Annotated in this window: 21 protein-coding genes; 13 read left to right on the plus strand and 8 right to left on the minus strand. The window is 69.3% G+C overall.

Annotated elements, in window-relative coordinates; translation table 11 throughout:
- The first annotated feature begins 93 nt into the window (after positions 1-93).
- Genes dnaK through ACFQZ6_RS19380 form a run of 4 tightly spaced genes read left to right on the plus strand, consistent with a single transcriptional unit; the run spans position 94 to position 4,255 of the window.
- Positions 94-1,941, plus strand: a complete 1,848-nt coding sequence (dnaK, locus tag ACFQZ6_RS19365) for a molecular chaperone DnaK (protein WP_381610874.1) — start codon at positions 94-96, stop codon at positions 1,939-1,941.
- Positions 1,938-2,585: a nucleotide exchange factor GrpE gene (gene grpE, locus ACFQZ6_RS19370; RefSeq protein ID WP_381610875.1), complete on the plus strand. Its 648-nt coding sequence runs from the start codon at positions 1,938-1,940 to the stop codon at positions 2,583-2,585. Before dnaK ends, grpE begins: the two co-directional genes overlap by 4 nt.
- A 36-nt stretch (positions 2,586-2,621) precedes the next feature.
- Positions 2,622-3,797, plus strand: coding sequence for a molecular chaperone DnaJ (gene dnaJ / locus ACFQZ6_RS19375; protein WP_381610876.1), 1,176 nt, complete (start codon positions 2,622-2,624; stop codon positions 3,795-3,797).
- 5 nt (positions 3,798-3,802) lie between these two features.
- Complete coding sequence (locus ACFQZ6_RS19380) at positions 3,803-4,255, plus strand: heat shock protein transcriptional repressor HspR (RefSeq protein WP_381610878.1); 453 nt, start codon at positions 3,803-3,805, stop codon at positions 4,253-4,255.
- Positions 4,256-4,307: 52 nt separating this feature from the next.
- On the opposite strand, the gene ACFQZ6_RS19385 is transcribed toward ACFQZ6_RS19380, so the two are convergent.
- Complete coding sequence (locus tag ACFQZ6_RS19385; protein WP_381610880.1) at positions 4,308-6,023, minus strand: fibronectin type III domain-containing protein; 1,716 nt, start codon at positions 6,021-6,023, stop codon at positions 4,308-4,310.
- A 328-nt stretch (positions 6,024-6,351) separates the two neighbouring features.
- Here ACFQZ6_RS19385 and ACFQZ6_RS19390 point away from each other — a divergent pair, with 328 nt between their 5' ends.
- Both ACFQZ6_RS19390 and ACFQZ6_RS19395 read left to right on the plus strand, forming a co-directional pair.
- A complete protein-coding gene (locus ACFQZ6_RS19390; protein WP_381610882.1) occupies positions 6,352-7,461 on the plus strand; it encodes a sugar ABC transporter substrate-binding protein in 1,110 nt (369 codons plus the stop codon).
- Positions 7,462-7,877: 416 nt separating this feature from the next.
- Entirely contained in the window at positions 7,878-8,906 is a 1,029-nt protein-coding gene (locus ACFQZ6_RS19395; RefSeq protein ID WP_381610884.1) for a helix-turn-helix transcriptional regulator, read from the plus strand.
- Here ACFQZ6_RS19395 and ACFQZ6_RS19400 read toward each other — a convergent pair.
- The 3 genes from ACFQZ6_RS19400 to ACFQZ6_RS19410 are packed head-to-tail and all read right to left on the minus strand — an operon-like array spanning position 8,869 to position 11,836.
- Positions 8,869-9,855 (minus strand): helix-turn-helix transcriptional regulator, encoded by a 987-nt coding sequence (locus ACFQZ6_RS19400; RefSeq protein ID WP_381610886.1) that lies wholly within the window; start codon positions 9,853-9,855, stop codon positions 8,869-8,871. The two genes, ACFQZ6_RS19395 and ACFQZ6_RS19400, sit on opposite strands and share 38 nt — an antisense overlap.
- Positions 9,852-10,847, minus strand: coding sequence for a helix-turn-helix transcriptional regulator (locus ACFQZ6_RS19405; protein ID WP_381610888.1), 996 nt, complete (start codon positions 10,845-10,847; stop codon positions 9,852-9,854). The genes ACFQZ6_RS19400 and ACFQZ6_RS19405 overlap by 4 nt, the downstream gene beginning before the upstream one ends.
- On the minus strand, positions 10,844-11,836 hold the full coding sequence (locus ACFQZ6_RS19410) for a helix-turn-helix transcriptional regulator (protein WP_381610890.1): 993 nt from the start codon (positions 11,834-11,836) through the stop codon (positions 10,844-10,846). The genes ACFQZ6_RS19405 and ACFQZ6_RS19410 overlap by 4 nt, the downstream gene beginning before the upstream one ends.
- Positions 11,837-11,950: 114 nt before the next feature.
- On the opposite strand from ACFQZ6_RS19410, the gene ACFQZ6_RS19415 reads away from it, so the two are divergent.
- Both ACFQZ6_RS19415 and ACFQZ6_RS19420 read left to right on the plus strand, forming a co-directional pair.
- Positions 11,951-12,151 carry a hypothetical protein gene (locus ACFQZ6_RS19415; protein WP_381618916.1) on the plus strand — a complete coding sequence of 67 codons (201 nt, stop codon included), beginning with the start codon at positions 11,951-11,953 and terminating at the stop codon, positions 12,149-12,151.
- Between the two features lie 5 nt (positions 12,152-12,156).
- The gene (locus tag ACFQZ6_RS19420) at positions 12,157-12,492 is read left to right on the plus strand and encodes a hypothetical protein (protein ID WP_381610892.1); all 336 of its coding nucleotides are present in this window, start codon (positions 12,157-12,159) and stop codon (positions 12,490-12,492) included.
- Between the two features lie 151 nt (positions 12,493-12,643).
- On the opposite strand, the gene ACFQZ6_RS19425 is transcribed toward ACFQZ6_RS19420, so the two are convergent.
- Positions 12,644-13,060, minus strand: a complete 417-nt coding sequence (locus tag ACFQZ6_RS19425) for a pyridoxamine 5'-phosphate oxidase family protein (protein WP_381610894.1) — start codon at positions 13,058-13,060, stop codon at positions 12,644-12,646.
- Positions 13,061-13,197: 137 nt separating this feature from the next.
- Between ACFQZ6_RS19425 and clpB the strand changes: the two genes are divergently transcribed.
- Both clpB and ACFQZ6_RS19435 read left to right on the plus strand, forming a co-directional pair.
- The gene (gene clpB, locus ACFQZ6_RS19430) at positions 13,198-15,795 is read left to right on the plus strand and encodes an ATP-dependent chaperone ClpB (RefSeq protein ID WP_381610896.1); all 2,598 of its coding nucleotides are present in this window, start codon (positions 13,198-13,200) and stop codon (positions 15,793-15,795) included.
- 191 nt (positions 15,796-15,986) lie between these two features.
- Complete coding sequence (locus tag ACFQZ6_RS19435; protein ID WP_360221798.1) at positions 15,987-16,514, plus strand: YbjN domain-containing protein; 528 nt, start codon at positions 15,987-15,989, stop codon at positions 16,512-16,514.
- Between the two features lie 72 nt (positions 16,515-16,586).
- Here ACFQZ6_RS19435 and ACFQZ6_RS19440 read toward each other — a convergent pair whose 3' ends face one another.
- The 3 genes from ACFQZ6_RS19440 to ACFQZ6_RS19450 all read right to left on the minus strand — a co-directional run bounded on the left by ACFQZ6_RS19440 (position 16,587) and on the right by ACFQZ6_RS19450 (position 20,392).
- The gene (locus tag ACFQZ6_RS19440; RefSeq protein ID WP_381610898.1) at positions 16,587-17,777 is read right to left on the minus strand and encodes a pyridoxal phosphate-dependent aminotransferase; all 1,191 of its coding nucleotides are present in this window, start codon (positions 17,775-17,777) and stop codon (positions 16,587-16,589) included.
- A gap of 1,308 nt (positions 17,778-19,085) precedes the next feature.
- Positions 19,086-19,637: an AAA family ATPase gene (locus ACFQZ6_RS19445; RefSeq protein WP_381610900.1), complete on the minus strand. Its 552-nt coding sequence runs from the start codon at positions 19,635-19,637 to the stop codon at positions 19,086-19,088.
- On the minus strand, positions 19,634-20,392 hold the full coding sequence (locus ACFQZ6_RS19450) for a GntR family transcriptional regulator (protein ID WP_381610902.1): 759 nt from the start codon (positions 20,390-20,392) through the stop codon (positions 19,634-19,636). The genes ACFQZ6_RS19445 and ACFQZ6_RS19450 overlap by 4 nt, the downstream gene beginning before the upstream one ends.
- A 231-nt stretch (positions 20,393-20,623) precedes the next feature.
- Here ACFQZ6_RS19450 and ACFQZ6_RS19455 point away from each other — a divergent pair, with 231 nt between their 5' ends.
- Genes ACFQZ6_RS19455 through ACFQZ6_RS19465 form a run of 3 tightly spaced genes read left to right on the plus strand, consistent with a single transcriptional unit; the run spans position 20,624 to position 23,717 of the window.
- Positions 20,624-21,472 (plus strand): RNA polymerase sigma factor, encoded by an 849-nt coding sequence (locus ACFQZ6_RS19455; RefSeq protein WP_381610904.1) that lies wholly within the window; start codon positions 20,624-20,626, stop codon positions 21,470-21,472.
- Positions 21,469-21,996 carry an HNH endonuclease gene (locus tag ACFQZ6_RS19460; protein WP_381610906.1) on the plus strand — a complete coding sequence of 176 codons (528 nt, stop codon included), beginning with the start codon at positions 21,469-21,471 and terminating at the stop codon, positions 21,994-21,996. Before ACFQZ6_RS19455 ends, ACFQZ6_RS19460 begins: the two co-directional genes overlap by 4 nt.
- Positions 21,960-23,717 (plus strand): ATP-binding protein, encoded by a 1,758-nt coding sequence (locus ACFQZ6_RS19465; RefSeq protein ID WP_381610908.1) that lies wholly within the window; start codon positions 21,960-21,962, stop codon positions 23,715-23,717. The genes ACFQZ6_RS19460 and ACFQZ6_RS19465 overlap by 37 nt, the downstream gene beginning before the upstream one ends.
- The last annotated feature ends 118 nt before the right edge of the window (positions 23,718-23,835 follow it).

Consider the following 23,835-nt stretch of genomic DNA (forward strand, 5'->3'; position numbering starts at 1 on the left):
GAGTTGAGCCCACTTGGCTCAGGTCTGTTGACCCATGCCTGGCCGTCATGCACACTTGAGTCCGTTCCACTCAAGTCGCTGGAGGAATCAACCATGGCACGTGCGGTCGGCATCGACCTGGGCACGACTAACTCCGTCGTCAGCGTTCTGGAGGGCGGCGAGCCCACCGTCATCACCAACGCCGAGGGTGCCAGGACCACGCCGTCCGTCGTCGCCTTCGCCAAGAACGGTGAGGTGCTGGTCGGCGAGGTGGCCAAGCGCCAGGCCGTCACCAACGTCGACAGGACCATCCGGTCGGTCAAGCGCCACATGGGCACCGACTGGAAGATCAACCTGGACGGCAAGGACTTCAACCCGCAGCAGATCAGCGCCTTCGTGCTGCAGAAGCTGAAGCGGGACGCCGAGGCGTACCTGGGCGAGAAGGTGACCGACGCGGTCATCACCGTCCCGGCGTACTTCAACGACGCCGAGCGCCAGGCCACCAAGGAGGCCGGTGAGATCGCCGGTCTGAACGTGCTGCGGATCGTGAACGAGCCGACCGCGGCGGCCCTGGCCTACGGCCTCGACAAGGACGACCAGACGATCCTCGTCTTCGACCTCGGTGGCGGCACCTTCGACGTGTCGCTGCTCGAGATCGGTGACGGCGTCGTCGAGGTGAAGGCCACCAACGGTGACAACCACCTCGGTGGTGACGACTGGGACCAGCGCATCGTCGACTTCCTGGTCAAGCAGTTCCAGTCCGGTCACGGCGTGGACCTGAGCAAGGACAAGATGGCCCTCCAGCGCCTCCGCGAGGCCGCCGAGAAGGCCAAGATCGAGCTGTCCTCGTCCACCGAGACCTCGATCAACCTGCCCTACATCACCGCCTCCGCCGAGGGCCCCCTGCACCTCGACGAGAAGCTCACCCGCGCCCAGTTCCAGCAGCTCACCGCGGACCTCCTGGAGCGCTGCAAGACGCCGTTCCACAACGTCATCAAGGACGCCGGCATCGCCCTCGGCGAGATCGACCACGTCGTCCTGGTGGGTGGCTCGACCCGTATGCCCGCCGTCGCCGAACTGGTCAAGGAGCTGACCGGCGGCAAGGAGGCCAACAAGGGCGTCAACCCGGACGAGGTCGTCGCGATCGGCGCCTCGCTCCAGGCCGGTGTCCTCAAGGGCGAGGTCAAGGACGTCCTGCTGCTCGACGTCACCCCGCTGTCCCTCGGCATCGAGACCAAGGGCGGCATCATGACCAAGCTGATCGAGCGCAACACCACGATCCCGACCAAGCGCTCCGAGATCTTCACCACGGCCGAGGACAACCAGCCGTCCGTGCAGATCCAGGTCTACCAGGGCGAGCGCGAGATCGCGGCGTACAACAAGAAGCTCGGGATGTTCGAGCTGACCGGTCTGCCCCCGGCGCCCCGCGGCGTCCCGCAGATCGAGGTCTCCTTCGACATCGACGCCAACGGCATCATGCACGTGACCGCGAAGGACCTGGGCACGGGCAAGGAGCAGAAGATGACCGTCACCGGCGGCTCCTCGCTGCCGAAGGACGAGGTCGACCGGATGCGCCAGGAGGCCGAGAAGTACGCCGAGGAGGACCACGCCCGCCGCGAGGCCGCCGAGGCCCGCAACCAGGGCGAGCAGCTCGTCTACCAGACCGAGAAGTTCCTCAAGGACAACGAGGACAAGGTCCCCGGCGAGATCAAGTCCGAGGTCGAGGCCGCCGTCGGCGAGCTGAAGGAGAAGCTCAAGGGCGAGGACACCGCGGAGATCCGCACGGCCACGGAGAAGGTCGCCGCCGTCTCCCAGAAGCTCGGCCAGGCCATGTACGCCGACGCGAACGCCGCGCAGGCGGCGGGCGGCCCCGAGGGCGCGACCGCCGGTGGCGCCAAGGCCGACGACGACGTGGTGGACGCCGAGATCGTCGACGACGAGCGGAAGGACGGTGCCGCGTGACGGAGGAGACCCCGGGCTTCGAGGAAAAGCCCGACGTCCCCTCCGGCGCCGCCCCTGACGACGCCGAGCCGAAGGCCGCCTCCGAGGAGGGGGCGGCCCCGGCCGGGGACGCCACCAGCACAGACCCCGGTCTGCTGGCCCAGTTGGACCAGGTGCGCACCGCGCTCGGTGAGCGCACCGCGGACCTCCAGCGGCTCCAGGCCGAGTACCAGAACTACCGCCGCCGCGTGGAGCGCGACCGCATCGCGGTCAAGGAGATCGCCGTCGCGAACCTCCTGACCGAGCTGCTGCCCGTGCTCGACGACATCGGCCGCGCCCGGGAACACGGCGAACTCGTCGGCGGCTTCAAGTCCGTTGCGGAGTCGCTGGAGACCGTGGCCGCGAAGATGGGCCTCCAGCAGTTCGGCAAGGAGGGCGAGCCCTTCGACCCGACGGTCCACGAGGCGCTGATGCACAGCTACGCGCCGGACGTCACCGAGACGACGTGCGTGGCGATTCTCCAGCCCGGGTATCGCATCGGCGAGCGCACCATCCGCCCCGCGCGGGTGGCCGTGGCCGAGCCGCAGCCCGGCGCGCAGACCGTCAAGGGCGAGGAGTCCCCTGAAGGCGACGACAAGGAGAGCGGTGGCCCGGACGAGGGCTGAGCTTGACCGGATGACGAGGAAGGAGGGACGTCGGGGATGAGCACCAAGGACTTCATCGAGAAGGACTACTACAAGGTCCTCGGCGTCCCCAAGGACGCCACCGAGGCCGAGATCAAGAAGGCGTACCGGAAGCTCGCCCGCGAGTTCCACCCGGACGCCAACAAGGGCAACGCCAAGGCCGAGGAGCGGTTCAAGGAGATCTCCGAGGCGAACGACGTCCTCGGGGACCCCAAGAAGCGCAAGGAGTACGACGAGGCGCGCGCCCTGTTCGGCAACGGCGGCTTCCGCCCGGGGCCGGGCGCGGGTGGCGGATCGTTCAACTTCGACCTCGGTGACCTCTTCGGGGGCGGCGCGCAGCAGAGCGGCGGCGGCTTCGGCGGCGGCATCGGTGACGTCTTCGGGGGCCTGTTCAACCGGGGTGGCGCGGGCACCGGCACGCGCACCCAGCCGCGCCGCGGCCAGGACATCGAGTCCGAGGTCACGCTGAGCTTCAACGAGGCGATCGAGGGCGCGACGGTCCCGCTGCGGATGTCGTCGCAGTCCCCGTGCAAGGCGTGCTCCGGCACCGGCGACAAGAACGGCACGCCGCGCGTGTGCCCGACCTGCGTCGGCACCGGGCAGGTCGCGCGCGGCTCGGGCGGCGGCTTCTCGCTGACCGACCCGTGCCCGGACTGCAAGGGGCGCGGGCTGATCGCGGAGGACGCCTGCGAGGTCTGCAAGGGCTCCGGGCGCGCCAAGTCCTCGCGGACGATGCAGGTGCGCATCCCGGCCGGGGTGAGCGACGGGCAGCGGATCCGGCTGCGCGGCAAGGGCGCGCCCGGTGAGCGGGGCGGCCCGGCGGGCGACCTGTACGTGGTCGTGCACGTCAAGGACCACCCCGTCTTCGGGCGCAAGGACGACAACCTCACCGTCACCGTCCCCGTGACCTTCGCGGAGGCGGCGCTCGGCGGGGAGGTGCGGGTGCCCACGCTGGGCGGGCCCGCCGTCACCCTGAAGCTGCCGCCCGGCACGCCCAACGGCCGCACCATGCGGGCGCGGGGCAAGGGCGCGGTCCGCAAGGACGGCACCCGCGGGGACCTGCTGGTCACCGTGGAGGTGAGTGTGCCGAAGGACGTCACGGGGAAGGCTCGTGACGCGCTGGAGGCGTATCGCGAGGCGACCGCGGGTGAGGATCCGCGGGCGGAGCTGTTCCAGGCGGCGAAGGGAGCTTGACGAAGATGGACGGCCGTCGACGCAACCCGTATGAACTGACCGAGGAGACCCCGGTCTACGTCATCTCGGTGGCGGCCCAGCTCTCCGGACTGCACCCGCAGACGCTGCGCCAGTACGACCGCCTGGGCCTGGTCTCCCCCGACCGCACCGCGGGCCGGGGGCGCCGGTACTCCGCCCGGGACATCGAGCTGCTCCGCCAGGTGCAGCAGCTCTCGCAGGACGAGGGCATCAACCTCGCGGGCATCAAGCGCATCATCGAACTGGAGAACCAGGTCGCCGCGCTCCAGTCCCGCGTGGCGGAGCTGCAGTCGGCCCTGGACGGCGCGGCGGCCACCATGCGCCAACGCGAGGCGGCCGTCCACGCGTCCTACCGCCGCGACCTGGTCCCGTACCAGGAGGTCCAGCAGACGAGCGCGCTGGTGGTGTGGCGGCCGAAGCGGCAGCAGCAGTCGGACTGACGCGCACGACACGTGAGAGGGGTCCCGCGGACGCGGGACCCCATCGTCGCGTTCAGGGGCCCGTGACCGCCCAGTCGCCCGCGGGGGCCGACTCGTTGCCGTCGGCGTCCACCGCCGTCACCCAGTAGTAGGACGTGGTGCCGCGCGGGACGCCGGTGTCGAAGTAGAGGTAGGAGCCGGGGCCGACCTCGGCGATCCGCTCGTAGCGTTCGGTGGCCGGGTCGTAGCGGTACAACCGGTAGCCGCCCGTGGCGTCCACCTCGGTGCCGTCCCACGCCAGCCGATTGCCCTCGTCGCCCGCCGCTGGCCAGACGATGAGCGACAGCGGGGAGGTCACTGGGGACCCCACCTTCGGCACCGTGTCCAGCTCCGTCGCCGCCACGATCTGGGCGGAACGCGTCCAGTCGTACGAGGAGTTCCAACTGGTGTCGACGGCGTCGACGTAGAAGCAGCGCTCCTCGCCGTCCGGGCGGCTGACGACGTGCGCGTAGGAGGTGGTGTCGGCCGACAGCCACTCCAGCTCCCACGCGTCGCAGTACCGCTTGCCCCCGATGGTGACCACCTCGCCGCCGTAGACGACGTAACGGTGGAGGTCGGGGGTCGGGTTGGCCTCCCAGTTCAGTTCGAAGCCGTAGCCGGTCGGGGTGACGGTCAGCCCGGTGACGGCGGACGGCGGGGAGTCGTTGTGGCGGCGGGCGATGACCCACGGGGACTTGTCGGACTCGTTGCCCGCCGCGTCGACGGCGCTGAGGCGGTAGTAGTACGTGGTCTCGGTCGCGGCGGAGGTGTCCCGGTAGGAGAGCAGCGACGTGCTGGCGATCCGGGTGTAGGTGCCGTCCTTGCTCGATGACCGGTACACCCGGTACGACGCCGCCTCGTCGACCTGCTTCCAGCCGAGGCGCAGCCCACCCAGTTCCGTCGCGTCGGTGACTTCCGGGGGCCGTGGGACATCGGGCGGTATGCGGTCGACGCTCGTCACATCCTGGTCGGCGCTGCCACGGGACACGTTGCCCGCCCGGTCGTAGGCGCGCACCTCGTAGGAGAAGACCTCGCCGCTGTACGGCAGGCCGGTGTCCGTGTACGACGTCGAGGTGGTCGTCGCCACTGGGACAGCGAAGTCGTCGCCCTTCACCCGCCGGTACACGCGGTACCCCGCGAGGTCCATCTCCTTGTTCTTCGCCCAGGTGAGGCGGGCCTTGCCCGTGGCCGGGTCGTAGGTCGCCGCCGTGCCGGTCGGCGCGAGGGGTCTGACCGTGTCGACCGACGCCGACGTGCGGGGGGCGTAGGAGAACCTGACGTTGGCCGTGCCGGTCCAGTTGACGAAGTCGACGCGCAGGGTGTGCTTGCCGGGCGGGATGGTGAGGTTGACCTGCGTACGGGCCGTCGTGGAGACGTTCTTCCAGAGGTTCACCTTGCGCACGCCGTCGAGGTAGACGCGGACGCCGTCCTGCGCGGCGGCGCCGAAGGCGAAGGGGCCGCCGGAGCCGAAGTCGCGGGTGACGGTCCAGCGGACGCCGAAGTCGTTCCTCGGCAGGCCGGTGGCGGGCGCGCCGGTGCCCCAGTTCTGGTCGATGGTGCCGTCGCAGTCCGTCTTCTTCGGAGTGCCGGAGAACGACGTGTTCGCGTAGAACTGCCGCTTGAACACGGGGGAGGCGCAGCTCGTCGCGGCGCTGGCGGGCGCCGTCACGGCGGTGAGCAGGCCGCCCGCGGTGGCGAGCACGACCGCGGTGGACAGACCGGCGGTCGTGCTGCGTCTGGCTGGGATCATTCGGTCCTCTGATCGAGAAGCGTCGGAGAGACGTCGGGGAAGCGACGGGAAGCGCGGAAGGGCAGCCCGTCGCGCACACCCCGACTGGTGAGGAATGGGATTGGTTGTACGGATCTTGGTCCTCACGTGAAATCGCTTGCGGTGAAGGTCCGGTGAGGCCGCTGCGCAGGCGATTCCGCTCCGTCTCCACAGCCAAAACGGAACGTGATGTTGTCATCTCGTTAAGTGATTCAGCTTGACGCTGGGTGCCGTCGACGCGTTGGCTTTTCAGACACCTGGGTAGCAAGGCTGCGCCCACGTCCGGAAGACATCAGAAGTGAGCACCCGTATGCGTCGTATCGCCATATCCGTCGCTTTGTCCTCGTTGACTCTCTCGCTCGCCGGATGCGGTGTGCTGGGCGCGGCGGAGGACGGCGCCGACGCCTCTCCGACCAAGGGTGACGACATCACGGTGGGGCTGCTGCTGCCCGAGACGGCGAACTCCCGCTACGAGAAGTTCGACTACCCGATCATCAAGGAGCGCATCGCCTCCCTCACCAGCAAGCGCGGCAAGGTCGAGTACGCCAACGCCGAGGCGAACGCGGACAAGCAGGTCGCGCAGATGGAGCGGATGATCGACGACGCGGTGGACGTCATCCTGCTCGACGCCGTCGACTCGCACGGCATCGCGGACACCGTGCAGAAGGCGAAGGACGCCGGTATCCCCGTCATCGCCTACGACCGGCTCGCCGAGGGCCCGATCGACGCGTACATCTCCTTCGACAACGCCCTCGTGGGCGAGGTGCAGGGGCGTTCCCTCATCGAGGCGCTGGGCTCCGACATCGACACGTCCGACAAGGTCGTGATGATGAACGGCTCGCCCACCGACCCCAACGCGGGCCAGTTCAAGCAGGGCGCGCTCTCCGAGCTGACCGGCAAGGTGACGATCGCCAAGTCCTTCGACACCAAGGACTGGAAGCCGGAGAACGCCGAGGCCAACATGGCCGAGGCGATCAACGAGATCGGCGCGGACAACATCGCCGCGGTGTACTCCGCCAACGACGGCATGGCGGGCGCCGTCATCAAGGCCCTCCAGACCGCGGGCGTCAGCGAGCTGCCGCCGGTCACCGGTCAGGACGCGGAGCTGGACGCCGTACAGCGGATCGTCCTCGGCGACCAGTACATGAGCGTCTACAAGTCCTACCCGCAGGAGGCCGAGGCCGCCGCGGAGATGGCCGTCGCCCGGGTCCAGGGCAAGGACATCCAGTTCGACGCCCTCACCCGCGACCGGGTCGACAGCCCCACCGACAAGGACATCCCGGCCCAGCTCGTGACGGTGACCGCGCTGACCCAGGAGAACATCAAGGAGACCGTCGTCGCGGACGGCATCTACAAGGTGTCGGACATCTGCGCGGGCAAGTACGCGGACGCCTGCGCGGACATCGGCCTGAAGGGCTGACCGTCGGTTTCACGCCAATCACGGTGCGCTTCGGCGGCTCGTTCCGGCCGTCTTGACCGTACGGGACCGAACCCCTCGCGGCGCTGCCGCTCGGGATTTCCCGGAGCCGTGCTGGAGCGGTCCTCCGAGGCGTCCGGCGCCCAGCAGGGGGATGCCGGACGCCCTGCCGGTGTCCGGTCGGCGGCCAGGGGGAGGTCGCAGCTCGGACCCGGAGGGAAGCGGCTCCCGCGACGCACCCCCGTGAGCCCCCCCACGCCACCGTCATGTTGTTGCAACGCGCCGGACGGGGGCCGGGAAAAACCGGGGCATAGCGGTGGTTTCCCAGGGTCACAGTGGAAAGAGCCGTGTTGCGGAGCAGTCCTCATCCGCGCATAGTTGCGCTGCGAAGAGCGCTGCAACCGGGGGTGGGATGGGCGATGGCCGGGCACAGGACGGACGAGCATCCACACGGTGCTGACCGACTGTGCGAGGCGGCGGACCGGGTGTACTCCCGAGCCGTACGGCGCGGGCGGGTACCGCGCCACGACGCCGAGCCGGTGCCCTGTCTGCTCGAACTCGCGCTGCTGCACCCCGACCCCGACGACATGGACTGGCTGGTGCCGACCTCCCCGCAGGAGGTCATGACCCGGCTGCTGCGCGGGGTGTACGACGAGATCAGCGCCAGCCACCGGCGGGTGGGGTCGGCGGTCGCCGCCTTCGACTGGTACGCGGGCCTCGGCGGCAAGGGCCCCGGGCTGCCGCACGCCGAGGGCACGTCGGCGCTGCGCGTCCTGGACGGCCCGTCCCGCATCCAGGCGGCGCTGGACGAGGCGACGGACGCGTGCACGACGGAGGTGCTGACCGTCCAGCCCGGCGGCATCCGGCGCGAACACGAGCTCTCCGAGGGCCTGCACCGCGCCCTCGCCCTGCGCAGCCGGGGCGTGCGGATGCGCGACCTGTACAACCACGTCGCCCGGCACGGGCAGGGCCTGCTCAACTACCTGGAGCTGATGGGCGACACGGTGGAGGCACGCACCCTGGACGAGGTCATCGACCGGCTGATCCTCTTCGACCGCACGGTGGCCTTCATCCCCGCCAACGCCGACCGCACGATGGCCCTGGAGCTACGCCACCCCGGCCTGGTGGAGTACCTGGTGACGGTCTTCGAACGCCTCTGGCGCCTCGCCGTCCCCCTGACGGCGCCCCTCCCCGACACCCGCATCGAGGGCATCTCCCACCGCGAGCAGTCCATCGCCGCGCTGCTCGCGGAGGGCCACCAGGACGCGGTGATCGCCGAGCGCCTCGGCATCAGCGTGCGCACCTGCCGCGCCCACATCGCCCGCCTCTCCGAGACCCTCGGCGCGGCCAGCCGCACCCAACTCGGCGTCCGCATCGCCCAGGTCGGCCTTGACGGGCCGCCCGCGCCCCTCAGCGTCCCTGATCCAGAATCCCGGCCCGTCCGATGAGGTAGCCGAGCTGTGCGCGGCTCTCACTGCCGAGGCTGGCGGAGAGTTTGGCGATGTGTTCGCGTGCGGTGCGGACGTTCATGCCGAGGCGTTCCGCGATGACGGCGTCGGTGTGGCCTTCGACGAGGAGGGCGGCTATGGCGCGTTGGCGGTGCGTGACGCCGTTGAGGGCGGGCGGGGCGACGGCCTGGGGGTACATGGGGGTGGCGAGGCGCCAGAGGCGGTCGAAGGTGGTGGCCAGGTAGGTGACCACGGGGGAGTGGCGGATCTCGACGGCGACGGTACGGTCCGGTGGCGTGGCCGGGATGAACGCCACCGACCGGTCGATGACGACGAGCCGCTCGCTCACCTCGTCCAGGGTGCGCGCCTCGACATCGCCCTCCAACTGCTCGTACCGGGCCAGGATCCTGGGCAGGTGGCGGGTGGTGTGCTGGTACAGGGTGCGGATACGGCCCCCACGGTCGAGGAGCGCCTGGTCGCGGGCCATGGCCGTGGCGTGGAGCTCGGGCGTGGTGCTGATCTGGCCGCTGTGCGGCTGGATGGCGAGCAGTTCGTGGGACGCGTCGGCCATGGCCTGGCCGATGACCCGGTTGATCTGCGGCAGGCCGCTGAGCATCGTGAGCGCGGGCTCGTCCGCGGTGTGCGCGACGTGCTCACCGACCCGCATCAGCTCCGCGTACGCCTCCGCCAGCCGCGCCTCCCGGCGGCGTTCCTCGGCGACGCGCTCCGCGGAGGTGCGCAGCAGTCGGTGCAGGGCGAGCGCCGGGGTGACGGGCTCCAGTCGGTCGAGGTCCGTGACGGACGGCTGGAGCAGCCCGAAGTCGACCAGACAGGGCGTTGCGACGGCCTCCGCGGCTCCTACGGCGCCCTCCCGCAGCGCCCGCTCGTACAGCGCCCTGCCGGGGGCGCACAGGGCCTCAGGGCCGTGCTCGGGGTGCGACGCACTCACGGGTCGGTCCCGTCCGGCTCGAGGATGCCCGACCGCGCGATGAGGTAGCCGAGCTGCGCGCGGCTCTCACTGCCGAGGCTGGCGGAGAGTTTGGCGATGTGTTCGCGTGCGGTGCGGACGTTCATGCCGAGGCGTTCCGCGATGACGGCGTCGGTGTGGCCTTCGACGAGGAGGGCGGCTATGGCGCGTTGGCGGTGCGTGACGCCGTTGAGGGCGGGCGGGGCGACGGCCTGGGGGTACATGGGGGTGGCGAGGCGCCAGAGGCGGTCGAAGGTGGTGGCGAAGTAGGTGACGAGGGCCGGGACGCGGACCTCCAGGGCCGTGGCGGCGTCCTTGTCGCCGGGCACGAAGGCGACCTTGCGGTCGACGATGATGAGGCGGTCGGTGATCTCGTCGAGCGTGCGGGCCTCGGCGTTGCCGGTGAGCTGTTCGTGGTGGGCGATGACCGAGGGCACGTGCCGCTGGGTGTGCTGGTAGAGGGTGCGGATACGGCCGCCGCGGTCGAGCAGGTCCTGGTCGCGGACGTGGGAGATGGCCCTGGCCCGTTCGACCCGCGCGGCGCCGCGGTGCACGCTGGGCTGGACGCAGAGCAACTCCTCCGTGGCCTCCCGCATGGCCTCGGTGATGGCCTGGTTGATCTGCACCGTGCCGACCAGCATCCGGACGGGGCCGTCCACGGCGGAGGTCAGTCGCCCTTCCCCCCGCATCAGCGGCTCGAAGGTCCGGGCCAGCCTCGCCTCCCGCTCACGTTCGTCGGCGACGCGGTGCGCGGAGGTGCGCAGCAGGCGGTGCAGGGCGAGGGCGGGCGGTACGGGTTCCAGCAGGCCCGGGTCGTCGAGGGCGGGGGAGAGCAGCCCGAGGTCCAGCAGGCAGGGCGCCCCTGCGGCCTCCTCGGCGCGGATGCGGCCTTCGTCCAGTGTGCGGTCGTAGAGCTGCGTACCCGCGTCGCACAGGTCCTCGACGCCGTGCGCGGGGTGCGGCGGCGCGGTCACTCGCTGGCTCCCTCCTGCTTGAGGATGCCCGACTGCGCGATGAGGTAGCCGAGTTGGGCGCGGCTGCCACTGCCGAGGGCGGAGGCCAGCTTGGCGATGTGGGCGCGGCAGGTACGGACGTTCATGCCGAGGCGCCGGGCGATGGCCTCGTCGACGTGGCCTTCCACGAGGAGCTTGGCTATGGAGTGTTGGATTTCTGTGATGCCGTCAGGCGCAGTCTCGTAGGGTGCGCCCGCGCTGAGCGGCACGGCACGGTTCCACATGAACTCGAAGACCTTGATCAGGTACCGGACCAGCCCTCGGTGCCGCAGCTCCAACGCGATCTGCCGGTCGTCGCGGACCGGAATGAAGGCCACTGTCTCGTCGCAGATGATGAGCCGCTCCACCAGTTCGTCGATGGTGCGGTACTCGGCCCTACCGTTGGCGAACCGGTCCACGTAGGCGAGTCGCTCTGGGCTGTACCTCGCCGTGTGCTGATAGAGGGTGCGGATCCGCACGCCCCTTTCGATCAGGGTCTTGTCGCGCTCAAGAGCCTCCAGGAGCCGCTTCTCCGTACTCCGTCCGCTCGGCTGGACCGTGAGCATTTCGACCTTGCACTCGGCAGTCGCAAGGTCGAGCGCCGCGTTGATGCGGTCGAGCCCCTCCACCACTGTGATCGAGTGACCGGATCCGGTTTCCTGGGTGCTGAGGGTCATGAACGGCTCGAAGGCCTCGGTGAGCGCGATGGTCAACCGTCGGTGCTCGGAGATCTCACGTTCGATGGGGGTGAGACGCTGCGCCAGGGCGACTGACGGCAGAACGGGCCGGAGCCAGTTGGGATCATCGGGATCGGGGTGGAGGAGGGCGAAGTCAGTCAGGCACGGAGCCGACTCGGCATCGGTCCTCGGGATCCGCCCGGTGCGCAGGGCGTTTGCGTAGAGACGGCTTCCCTCCTCGCACAGCTCTGTGACCGCATGGGGATGTGCCGCCCTTGTCCCGTTATTACCCAAAACTCCACCCCCCAGGGTCCTGAACGTGCAGGAACATGATGCACCGTTCGTGTGGCCATGACGTACCTGAATGAGCCATCGTCTTATCCGACGGGGGAGTGAGGGGACCTTCAAGTGAGGACGAAGCCGACTATGCACAAGAGAATGCTTCGCTCGGTGCTTGTTGCCGCCTTCTCCGCTGTTGTGGCCTTCGGAACGCTGGCAGGCCTCTCCGGCGCGAAGGGCGACGTGCACGAGGCGGATGGACAGGTCGCCGTTGTCGCAGTCGCCGCTGATCAGCCTTTGTACTTTCCTGCAGACAGCAGGTGGGACTGATAACGATGACGACTCCTCCTGACGACCGCTCCTTCCGCCGCGAAATGGCCACCGCCTACCGCTCCGGCTGGCACTTCATCGACCTGGTCACCGCTCTCCCCCACAACGGTGACTCCCTGATGGTGACGGTCTTCGGTGAGCCGGTCGTCGTCACCCGGGACGAGGAAGGCGACGTACGGGCGTACCGGTGTCTGCGGAAGCCGCGAGGGGCGCCGCAGCCCGTGCGGTGTGCCATCCGGTACGGAATGATCTTTGTGAACCTCGACCAGCGAGACCACAGGCTGGCAGAACCGGAGGTCCCCACCCCCCGGACCATCTCAGCCACCCCCCGCAGTGCCTGACGCGATTCCCCCGTCGTAAAAGATCGCTCAGGTGCTTCCCCCCGCAGCGGCGTCACCGTGACCTGAACACGGTGACGCCGCTGGCGTTTGGGCGGGTATGCGCGGGTATCCAGTGATCGCGGACGCGGCCGGAATCCGTCGGCGCCCGGTATCAACCGCGCCCCATCGCACTCGTCAGCGCGATCTCGATCACGACCCGCGTCGGCTTGGGGGTCGGAATTCGGCCGTACCGCTCGGCGTACCGCCGCTCCGCCTCCGCGACCCGCGCCCGGTCGGTGTGGACGGTCGCCCGGCCCTCCAGGGTGGCCCACCGCCGCCCGTCCACCTGGCAGACCGCGACCGCCGCGCCGTCCGCCCCCGCGGCCAGCACGTTGGCCACCTTGGCGCTCGCCTTGTCGGCGATGACGCGGGCGAGCCGGGCGTCGGGATCGTAGGTGACGCCGACGGGTACCACGTGCGGGGTGCCGTCCGGGCGGGGCGTCGTCAGGGTGCACAGGTGCCGTTCCCGCCAGAAGCTGAGGTAGGCGGGGTCCGGGGCGCCGGGGTCCTGGGAGTAGGAGGTGGCCATGACTGCGAAACCTAACCCCTTCGGCCTCCCGGAACAGCCTTGAGTGGAATAGACTCAACTTTGTATAAGTTGTAGGAGTCAGCCACCATCTGGCAACACCTGGCACTGAGCGCTGACGCAAGGAGGAGAACGGGACAGTGGACGCCGAGCTGACCAACCGGAGCCGGGAAGCGATCAACGCGGCCGGGAACCGGGCCGTGACCGAGGGGCACCCCGACCTCACCCCCGCCCATCTGCTCCTCGCTCTGCTCCAGGGCCAGGAGAACGAGAACATCACCGACCTGCTCGCCGCCGTGGACGCCGACCAGGCCGCCGTACGCTCCGGCGCGGAGAAGGTCCTCGCCGGGCTGCCCAGCGTCACCGGGTCGACCGTCGCGCCGCCGCAGCCCAACCGCGAGCTGCTCGCCGTGATCGCGGACGCGCAGGCCCGCGCCAAGGAACTCGGCGACGAGTACCTGTCGACCGAGCACCTGCTGATCGGCATCGCCGCGAAGGGCGGCGCCGCCGGTGACGTACTGAAGCAGCAGGGGGCCACCGACAGGAAGCTGCTCGCCGCCTTCCAGAAGACCCGCGGCGCGCGCCGCGTCACCACCGCCGACCCCGAGGGGCAGTACAAGGCGCTGGAGAAGTTCGGCACCGACTTCACCGAGGCCGCCCGGGAGGGCAAGCTGGACCCCGTCATCGGGCGGGACCAGGAGATCCGGCGGGTCGTGCAGGTGCTCAGCCGCCGGACCAAGAACAACCCCGTGCTCATCGGTGAGCCCGGCGTCGGCAAGACCGCCGTCGTCGAGGGGCTCGCCCAGCGGATCGTCAAGGGCGACGTGCCCGAGTCGCTGAAGGACAAGCGGCTGGTGGCGCTGGACCTGGGCGCGATGGTCGCCGGGGCCAAGTACCGCGGGGAGTTCGAGGAGCGGCTGAAGACCGTCCTCGCGGAGATCAAGGACTCCGACGGGCAGGTCATCACCTTCATCGACGAGCTGCACACCGTCGTCGGCGCCGGGGCTGGCGGGGACTCCGCCATGGACGCGGGCAACATGCTCAAGCCGATGCTCGCGCGCGGTGAGCTGCGCATGGTCGGCGCGACGACCCTCGACGAGTACCGGGAGCGGATCGAGAAGGACCCCGCCCTTGAGCGGCGCTTCCAGCAGGTGCTGGTGGCCGAGCCGAGCGTCGAGGACTCCATCGCGATCCTGCGCGGGCTCAAGGGGCGGTACGAGGCCCACCACAAGGTGCAGATCGCGGACAGCGCGCTGGTCGCCGCGGCCACGCTGTCCGACCGGTACATCACCTCCCGGTTCCTCCCCGACAAGGCCATCGACCTCGTCGACGAGGCCGCGTCCCGGCTCCGTATGGAGATCGACTCCTCGCCCGTCGAGATCGACGAACTCCAGCGTGCCGTCGACCGGTTGCGGATGGAGGAGCTGGCGCTCAGCAAGGAGACCGACGCGCCCTCGCGGGAGCGGCTGGAGAAGCTGCGCCGCGACCTCGCCGACAAGGAGGAGGAGCTGCGCGGCCTCAACGCCCGCTGGGAGAAGGAGAAGCAGTCCCTCAACCGGGTCGGTGAGCTGAAGGAGCGGCTCGACGACCTGCGCGGGCAGGCCGAACGCGCCCAGCGCGACGGCGACTTCGACACCGCGTCCAAGCTGCTGTACGGCGAGATCCCCGCCCTGGAGCGGGACCTGGAGGCCGCCTCCGAGGCCGAGGAGGAAGTTGCCCGGGACACCATGGTCAAGGAGGAGGTCGGCGCCGACGACATCGCGGACGTCGTCGCCTCCTGGACCGGCATCCCGGCCGGGCGGCTGATGGAGGGCGAGACGCAGAAGCTGCTGCGCATGGAGGACGAGCTGGGCAAGCGGCTGATCGGGCAGCGGGAGGCCGTACAGGCGGTCTCCGACGCGGTACGCCGCTCGCGCGCCGGGATCGCCGACCCCGACCGCCCCACCGGGTCGTTCCTCTTCCTCGGCCCGACCGGTGTCGGCAAGACCGAGCTGGCCAAGGCGCTCGCGGACTTCCTCTTCGACGACGAGCGGGCGATGGTCCGCATCGACATGAGCGAGTACAGCGAGAAGCACTCCGTGGCCCGGCTGGTCGGCGCGCCGCCCGGGTACGTCGGCTACGAGGAGGGCGGCCAGCTCACGGAGGCGGTGCGGCGGCGGCCGTACAGCGTCGTCCTCCTCGACGAGGTGGAGAAGGCGCACCCGGAGGTCTTCGACATCCTGCTCCAGGTCCTGGACGACGGCCGCCTCACCGACGGGCAGGGGCGCACGGTCGACTTCCGCAACACGATCCTGGTGCTGACGTCGAACCTGGGCAGCCAGTTCCTGGTCGACCCGATCACGACCGAGACGGAGAAGAAGGAGCAGGTCCTGGAGGTCGTCCGGACGTCCTTCAAGCCGGAGTTCCTCAACCGCCTGGACGACCTGGTGGTCTTCTCGGCGCTCACCAAGGACGAGCTGAGCCGCATCGCCCGCCTCCAGATCGACCGCCTGGCCCGCCGCCTGGCCGAACGCCGCCTCACCCTCGACGTCACGCCCGACGCGCTGGCCTGGCTCGCGACGGAGGGCATGGACCCGGCGTACGGCGCCCGCCCGCTGCGCCGCCTCGTCCAGACCGCCATCGGCGACCGACTCGCCAAGGAGATCCTCTCCGGCGAGATCAAGGACGGCGACACGGTCCGCGTGGACACGTTCGGCGAGGGCCTCCTGGTGGGCCCGGCGACCGGCAAGACCCTGTAGGACGGCGAGCGGGTACCCGGAGTCCGAGAAGCCGGGACCCGGGAAGACGACGACGATGGGGAGCAGGAAGGACACCCCGCACCCAACCGGCCGGATCATGTCAGCCCAAGGCTGACAGGCCCTGTCGGGGCTTGCCACCCCCCTCCCCTCCTGGGAGAGGATGGCGGAATCCGTACGAAGGGAAATTCACGGTGACCATCGACCCGTCCTCGATTCCGAACTTCGGGGGCCAGCCCCAGCCGCAGTCCCAAGGACCGGCGGGCCCCGTCGTCCCGGATCAGGACCTTGTGAAGCAGCTCCTCGACCAGATGGAGCTGAAGTACGTCGTCGACGAAGAGGGCGACCTCGCCGCGCCGTGGGAGCAGTTCCGTACGTACTTCATGTTCCGCGGCGAGGGTGACCAGCAGGTCTACTCGGTGCGGACGTTCTACGACCGCCCCCACAAGATCGACGAGAAGCCGCAGTTGCTGGAGTCGATCGACGACTGGAACCGTCGCACGCTGTGGCCGAAGGTCTACAGCCACACCCACGACGACGGCACCGTCCGCCTGATCGGCGAGGCCCAGATGCTGGTCGGCACCGGCGTGAACCTGGAGTTCTTCGTCTCGTCGACGGTGAGCTGGGTGCGCGCGGCCATCGAGTTCGACCGCTGGCTGGTCGAGCAGCTCGGCCTGGAGCAGGAGGTCAACGAGTCGGAGAAGCCCGAGGGCGAGGAGTAGCACCACCGCCCCGGCGCCCCGCAGCGCCACGGTGACCACGGTGAGGGGGCGCACGCGCGCCCCCTCACCGCGTCACCCCCTGAGCGCCTTCAACCGCCCCGCCGCCTCGGTCAGCACCTCCGCCCGCTTGCAGAACGCGAACCGTACGAACGGGGCCCCCGCCTCCCGGTGGTCGTAGAAGACCGCGTTGGGGATGGCGACGATGCCCGCGCGTTTTGGGAGGGTGCGGCAGAAGGCGAAGCCGTCCGTCTCGCCGAGGGGGCGGATGTCGGTGGTGATGAAGTACGTGCCGGACGGGCGGAAGACGCCGAAGCCCGCCTCCGTCAGACCGTCCGCCAGCAGGTCCCGCTTGGCCCGCATGTCCGCGCGGAAGGCGCTGAAGTAGCTGTCGGGAAGGGCCAGCGCCTCGGCCACGGCGTACTGGAAGGGGCCCGCGGAGACGTACGTCAGGTACTGCTTCGCCGACCGCACCGCCGTGACCAGCGCGGGAGCCGCCGTCACCCAGCCGACCTTCCAACCCGTGTACGAGAACGTCTTCCCGCTTGAGGAGATCGTGATCGTGCGGTCGCGCATCCCCGGGAACGTCGCCAGCGGGATGTGCTCGGCCGGGTCGAAGACCAGGTGCTCGTAGACCTCGTCCGTGACGACGAGCAGGTCCCGCTCCACCGCCAGCTCCGCCACCGCCGCCAGCTCCGCCCGCGTCAGCACCGTGCCCGTCGGGTTGTGCGGGGTGTTGAGCAGCAGCAGCCGGGTGCGGTCGGTGACCGCGGCCCGCAGCTCGTCCAGGTCCAGCCGGAACGCCCCCTCGTGCGGGCGCAGCGTCACCGGCACGCGCCTGCCGCCCGCCATGGCGATACAGGCCGCGTAGGAGTCGTAGTACGGCTCCAGGGCGACCACCTCGTCCCCCGGCTCAAGCAGCCCCAGCAGCGACGCCGCGATCGCCTCCGTCGCGCCCGCGGTGACCAGTACCTCCGTGTCGGGGTCGTACGACAGCCCGTAGCGCCGCTCCTGGTGCGCGGCGACGGCCGTCCGCAGCTCGGGGACGCCAGGGCCCGGCGGGTACTGGTTGCCGCGGCCGTCGCGCAGCGCCCGGACCGCCGCCTCCCTGATCTCCTCGGGGCCGTCCGTGTCGGGGAAGCCCTGGCCCAGGTTGATCGACCCGGTGCGCGACGCCAGCGCGGACATCTCCGCGAAGATCGTCGTCCCGAACTCGGCCAGTCGTCGGTTGAGGAAGGGGCGCGTGGTGGACGTCATGGCGGCCATCCTGCGCCCAAGCTCTGGAGTTCCTCAACTCACCTTCGGGGATGGGCACCTGAGAAGGAACCCACCAAACCAGCTCTGAGCAGGGGTTGAGTTGTCGGCAACTGTCGTTGTCTGTCGTCGTTGGTCGCCCTCGGACGGCCCACGGACGGCCCGGCCACGGGTCCCGATCTGCCGCTAGCGATAGCGGCAAGAGGTGCTAACGCTAGCGGCACCGCTAGCGGCTGAAACCCCTGGTGACCAGCACGTTAGCGGATAGCGGCCCGGCTGGGCAGACCCCGGCATTGCCTCGTCGGAGGGCTCTGTGAGGCCCGGCCGGGTCGCTATCGGGAAGAGCAGCAAGGTGCGGCCTTCGGCCGCGCGACTGCTAGTGGCTCGCTGGCGCTCGCGCGCCGACGCCCGTTGGGGGCGAGCCCTAAGCGCGGGATACGGGCCCCGGGCCCCTGACACCTCCTGACACTTCCTCCGTAGCCCTTGGAGCGGACCCGTCACAGTGCCGAAGTGTGATGGTCGCGTCACACCCAAACCCCTAGGCAAACGCACGTGTGACGCACCCGAACAGCGGCCCGTCACGCCCCATCACACCAGGGGCCGTGACGCCTCGATGCCCGCGGGAAGGGGCGAGAGGGAGCGGCCTATGGCCGCGCGTCCCTTGGCGGCTCGCTGCGCTCGCGCGGGAGCTGTCGGCGGGGGTTGAGCACCGCCTCCCTTGGAAGGCCCCCTGTACGCCTTCCAGGAGGCAGGCGGTAGGCGTGGGCGCACACCGCCGGGCCGCTTCCGTTCCGTGCCGCTCACCAAGGCTCTTCAGGAGGGGGAGGCGCCGCCCGTACCGTGACGCCCCCTTCTGAAGAGCCTTCCTTCTCTTACTAGAGAGTTGAGGGAAGACAGCGTCCGCAGAGTCCGCCGGGCATCGCTGTCCCCCTCTGACCTGCACTGTTGCTGTGGACGCTAAACAAACTGTTTAGCGTCCGCTAGTGTCCGCAGCGTCCGGGTGCGCTCCGTTACTAAGAGCCTCTCTTCGCTGGTCAGGGCGGCTCTTAGGGGGGGCAGGGTTGCGGACGCTGCGGACTCTGAACGCCGTGTGCGAGCAAGAAGAGCACGCGCCGCCGGGTGCTCTTCTTGCTCGTGCCGCAACTGAACGTCTCGGAATGCCGAAGAGACCACCAGCCCTCCGAAGTGTCGGTGGTCTCTTCGGTTAAGTCGCGACCTACCGGAAGCGCGCGACGCTCTGCTGGAGCTCCCAAGCGTCGTCGCGCGCGAGCGCAGCGAGCTGCTAGAGGTCGTGCGGCCAAAGGCCGCACCTTTGAGTGTCTACTCAGCGGCTTCGTCCAGCGCTTTGAATACGGAATCGGGGTTACCGTCGTACACGATATGCAGCTCTCCCGGTTCCGGTGGTACGAATCGCCTCCGGTAGCGCAGCAGGTCGCTTTCTGAGAAGTAGATTGAATTGGGGTCGTCTTGATGCCGCACATTTCTTGCACTCACGCGGGCCCAGAGTTCTTCGTGACTTGCCTCTAGATAGACAAGCATCGTGTTGGCGCCTGCCTCGGTAGCGATAGAGCGCCAACGATCACGGTCGTCTGGCGTCCAGAAACCGTGGTCAACTACCACGTCATTCCCGGCACGGATGTGCTCTCGGAGTTGTTCAGAGATCTCTTCGAGAACGGGGCGTTCGAGGGTCGGAAAGACACCACGGGGGAAGTCAACGCCGTATACGCCATGTCGGCGGAACATCTCTTCATCGGGACAAAGCCTGACGAATCCTCGCGCCGTAAGTGCTCGGGAAAGCGTCGTCTTACCTGAACCTGGAAGCCCTGCCATCAGCACGCAGAACGGCCGGGAGGTGTCGTTAACCCCCGTCACTGGGCTACTTCCGATTCGGTGCTCCAAGTGCGACCAGGGCCGCCAAGGTCAACGCCGTACTCCACGACGTTGCTCTCGCTGTCGATGAACTTTGCGGTCATCACGACTACTGGTTGCCTCGGCGGATTTGCAGGGTCCAACTCTAGAAGTTCTGCGTCTTCTGCAGAGAGAAGACGCGCCGAAGCCGTGTCGATCCGATGAGTAATCGGTCGCCCCGTGGCTTGCGCGATGAGCTGTAGCGAGGTCCCGCCAGTCAAACGCTCGCTTTTCATCAACTCGGGGATCAATCTTCCGTACCGTACGGGAATCCATGATGTGGAATGCGCGACGATCCCGTGCCTGTCGCGGTACACCCGGCGCCGCCTGATTACGTCCGAGCCCGGATCAATGTCCAAGGCTCGCGCCACGTCTGCGGGTGCTGACAACACAGTGGCCTGATGGGAATCGGACCTTTCGCCGGACCCCCAACTGGACCCGCTGCGTCGGCCTCGATCCTGCCGCTGAGATCCGGAAGACATCGGAGAAGGGCGATCCAACACCTCTGTCCCGATGCCGTGAATCCCTCTGACGAGCCCTTCAGTGCGGAGCTTGCGAAGCGCTTTTTCGGCAGTCGCGGTACTGACTTTCCAGTCCTGCGCGAGGTTTTTGATACTCGGCAGGAGGGAGCCCGGTGCTAGTTCCCCGGACGTGATCAGTTCCGTGTAGTGGGCTGCAATCTGCGCGTACGGCGCTCGATTGTCGGCCTGATCCGGCATCTCGGTAGCTCCCTTGTCTCAGTGGACGCCATCCCTACTGTACCCCTCGACACCCTAGGGTGCCCTAGGGAACCTTAGGGATGTGCCTGCCGGTGGGACTGGTCGATCGAGACCGTCTATCTGGCGTGCGCTGAGCACGAGAAGTCCTGGTCAAGGCCAGGAGAAGCAGGGAGCGGCTCCCTACCGCCAAGCAGTCAGCCGCTCCCCGACCCTCGAAGGGGTACATCCATCATGCCTGGAACTGTCACGGAACAGCCCACTCAGCAGTACACCGCCCTGTACGCGGCGCGTATGGAGCGCGGGTGGGACGTGGCTGAGGTGATCCACCGGATGCGTGTGGAGGCCAAGGCGCAGGACGCCAAGATGCCGCCGCAGGACCGCACTCTTTTGGTGCACATCGGCAAGTGGGAGCGCGGTGAGAGCGTTCCGCAGGCCCGGTACGCGGAGGTCCTGACGGCCGTCTACGGCAAGACCGCTCCGGAACTCGGTCTGCCGGACCGGAGCATCCCGCCGATCGACTCGGAGCGCTGGGAGCGGCTGTACGCCCGCTACTTCGACTGGACCGTCAAGTTCATCTGGAACCGCGTCCATGACCGCGAGTTGGCCCGCGACCTGGCGCAGGACACGTGGATCGAGCTCGGCAAGACGCTGCACAAGATCAACCCGAGCAAGTCGGAAGACAAGCTGTACGGGTTCGTCGCGCAGCAGGCGCGGTGGACGCTGGGTCTGTACCGGCAGAGCTCCCGGAGCTGGCGCGAGACGACGCCGGAGGGCTACGACGACCTCACCGCCGACATGGCCGCGCGCGACGACCACTCGCGTCCGGAGGAGTCCGTTCGGCTCACGATCGACCTGAACCGCGTGCTGGCCACCATGCCGGACCGGCAGCGACAGGTGATCGCCCTCACCATCTTCGACGACCTCTCGCGAGAGCAGATCGCGCGCGTCATGAACCTGTCCGTGATCCAGGTCGGGAAGATCCACCGCGCGGCTGTGGCCGAGCTGCGGGCCCGGCTGACCGGTCAGCCGATCACGTGGACCATCCCCAACACCGTGGGTCCCCTGGGACGGGCGGCATGAGGCGCGGGCACCCGCTCAACTCTGCGCGGCGGCGCGTGCGCAAGGAACAGCTTGCCCGCCGCCACGGGCAGCGCTGCGCCTACTGCCGCTGCCCGTTCGCGGACCTGCGTGAGGCGACCTTGGACCACGTGGCGCCGTGCTCGCTGTGGCGGTCGTGGTCGGTGACCTCGCTCATGCTGGCCTGCGTCGACTGCAACGGCGCCAAGGCCGACCGGTTCCCGCTCTCGATCGCGCTGTTCCTGTTGGCGTGGGTCGACCCGGGTCGGCCGGTGGTCGACCCGACCGTGTGGCCGTTGCTGGCCCGACTCGCCTACGCCAACCGGTCCGCGTTCACGGGCGCGTGGTCGCCGGTCCGGTCGGTCGACCCGACCGGCGAAGAGTCGACCCCTGACCTGCGTGACGAGTCGCGTCACACCCCGTGTCACGCCCTGGTGTCCACTTCGATCGTGCGGCCCGACTGCCTGCGCGCACCCCGTCCGGCGCGGGCGTGCGCGGGCCCGGCCGGGGAGGTGGTGTTCGCGTGAGCGCCCTGAACGGTCGCGTGAACGGATCGACCCGACCCGTGAACACCGTCAACGGGTCCGTGAACGCCACGGTCGATCCCGTGAACACGGTGAACCCCACCGTGAACGAGTCGACCGACTCCGTGAACGGTCCGGCCGGATCGGGCGGGAGTCGGGCGACGACCGGCCCGGCCCGGTCGGCTGCGCGCCGACGGGACCACGGCGCCGACGGAGGTGGTAAGCAGCCGCCTGCCGCCGCCCGGATCGTGGCCATGGCGCGTGAGCAGTACCGGTTCGTCATGTCGCCCGACGGACGCCCCTACGCGGTCGCCTTGGACGGGCCGAACATCGCGCTGCCGCTGCGGAACAAGGGCGGGCTGCGTCAGCGGCTGGCTCGCCAGTTCGCGGACGCCTACCCCGGCGAGGTGGCCTCACAGTCCGCGCTCGCGGACGCCATGACCGTGCTGGAAGGCATCGCTGAGGACACCGACCCCGAACCGGTCCACCTACGGGTGGGGCGCGCTCCGTCCGGTGCGATCGTGGTCGACCTCGGTGGCGCCGACGGGCGCGCGGTCGTGGTCAGCGGGACCGGGTGGAACGTGGTGGACCGGGCCCCGGTGCTGTTCCGCCGTTCCGGGGCCATGGCCCCGATGCCGGAACCGGTCCTGGACGGGGACGGGCTGGCCAAGCTCCACGCCCTGCTGAACATGGATGAGTCGGCGTTTCATCAGCTTGTGGCGTGGCTCGTTGCGGCCTGGATTCCCGACATCCCGCACCCGGCCGTGGTGTGCAAGGGAGAGCAGGGCACCGGGAAGTCCAAGGCCGCGCAGATGTTCATCAACCTCATTGATCCGTCCCCGGCCGCCAAGCGCAGTCAGCCGCGCGACGAAAAGGCGTGGTCGCGGCAGGCGTTCAGCTCATGGGCGCTGTGCCTGGACAACATCTCCACGATACCGCCGTGGCTGTCGGACACCCTGTGCAAGGCCGTGACCGGGGACGGAGTGGTCGACCGCGCCCTCTACACCGACGACGACGTGGTCGTCCTCACCTTCAAACGGGTGCTGGCCCTGACCACCATTGACGCGGGAGCTCTCGCTGGGGACTTGGCCGAACGGGTGCTCATGCTCGACTTGCAGCTCATCGACTCCGACCGGCGACGCTCCGAAGAGGAGTTGGACGCCACCTTTGAAGCGGTCCGCCCGGCCGTGCTCGGGGCCCTGTTCGATGTGTTGGCGTGCGTGCTCGCGGTGCTGCCCTCGGTGCGGCTGGAGTCCATGCCGCGCATGGCCGACTTCGCCCGCGTTCTCGCCGCTGTGGACCAGACGCAGGGCTGGAACACTCTGGAGGACTACCTGGCCACCTCAGCGAACGTCGCCACGGACGCGATGGAAGGCGACCCGTTCGCCATGGCCATTGCCCACCTGGTCGAACAGGCGGGCATCTGGCAGGGCACCGCGGGCCAGTTGCTCGAAGCGCTGCCCGCACCGTTGATCCGGCCGCCGAACTGGCCCAAGGACGCCACCCGCGCGAGCGGACGCGTCAAGCGGCTCGCCCCGCTGCTGCGGTCCATCGGAATCATGGTGGACGACACGCAGCGTAGCCGCGACCGGCACCGCCACCGACTCCTCACTCTCTCCCGCGCACCCGACGACGACGGGGCAGCGTCCGCACCCGAACAGGGCCCGCTCTGGCCGGAGGTGGCCCCACCGGGGCGCGGCAGAACCGAGCCTGACCAGACCTGACGTCACCGGAGGTCCCGCCGGGCCGGGCCGCACACCAGCGGCCCGGACACGTCCAGCGTTGCGGACGCTACAGCCGTCCAGCGTCCACAGCGTCCGCACTAGCGTCCACACCCCACAC

It is taken from the genome of Streptomyces flavalbus (genome assembly GCF_042674625.1).
Classification (GTDB): Bacteria; Actinomycetota; Actinomycetes; order Streptomycetales; family Streptomycetaceae; genus Streptomyces; species Streptomyces flavalbus.

What these genes read in the sequence shown, in the direction of transcription:
- ACFQZ6_RS19420 (WP_381610892.1), top strand. Translation starts at nt 12,157, where the DNA reads ATGACGACTCCTCCTGACGACCGCTCCTTCCGCCGCGAAATGGCCACC.
- ACFQZ6_RS19390 (WP_381610882.1), top strand. Translation starts at nt 6,352, where the DNA reads ATGCGTCGTATCGCCATATCCGTCGCTTTGTCCTCGTTGACTCTCTCG.
- ACFQZ6_RS19380 (WP_381610878.1), top strand. Translation starts at nt 3,803, where the DNA reads ATGGACGGCCGTCGACGCAACCCGTATGAACTGACCGAGGAGACCCCG.
- ACFQZ6_RS19460 (WP_381610906.1), top strand. Translation starts at nt 21,469, where the DNA reads ATGAGGCGCGGGCACCCGCTCAACTCTGCGCGGCGGCGCGTGCGCAAG.
- ACFQZ6_RS19440 (WP_381610898.1), bottom strand. Translation starts at nt 17,777, where the DNA reads ATGGCCGCCATGACGTCCACCACGCGCCCCTTCCTCAACCGACGACTG.
- ACFQZ6_RS19385 (WP_381610880.1), bottom strand. Translation starts at nt 6,023, where the DNA reads ATGATCCCAGCCAGACGCAGCACGACCGCCGGTCTGTCCACCGCGGTC.
- dnaK (WP_381610874.1), top strand. Translation starts at nt 94, where the DNA reads ATGGCACGTGCGGTCGGCATCGACCTGGGCACGACTAACTCCGTCGTC.
- dnaJ (WP_381610876.1), top strand. Translation starts at nt 2,622, where the DNA reads ATGAGCACCAAGGACTTCATCGAGAAGGACTACTACAAGGTCCTCGGC.
- ACFQZ6_RS19455 (WP_381610904.1), top strand. Translation starts at nt 20,624, where the DNA reads ATGCCTGGAACTGTCACGGAACAGCCCACTCAGCAGTACACCGCCCTG.
- ACFQZ6_RS19395 (WP_381610884.1), top strand. Translation starts at nt 7,878, where the DNA reads ATGGCCGGGCACAGGACGGACGAGCATCCACACGGTGCTGACCGACTG.
- ACFQZ6_RS19450 (WP_381610902.1), bottom strand. Translation starts at nt 20,392, where the DNA reads ATGCCGGATCAGGCCGACAATCGAGCGCCGTACGCGCAGATTGCAGCC.
- ACFQZ6_RS19425 (WP_381610894.1), bottom strand. Translation starts at nt 13,060, where the DNA reads ATGGCCACCTCCTACTCCCAGGACCCCGGCGCCCCGGACCCCGCCTAC.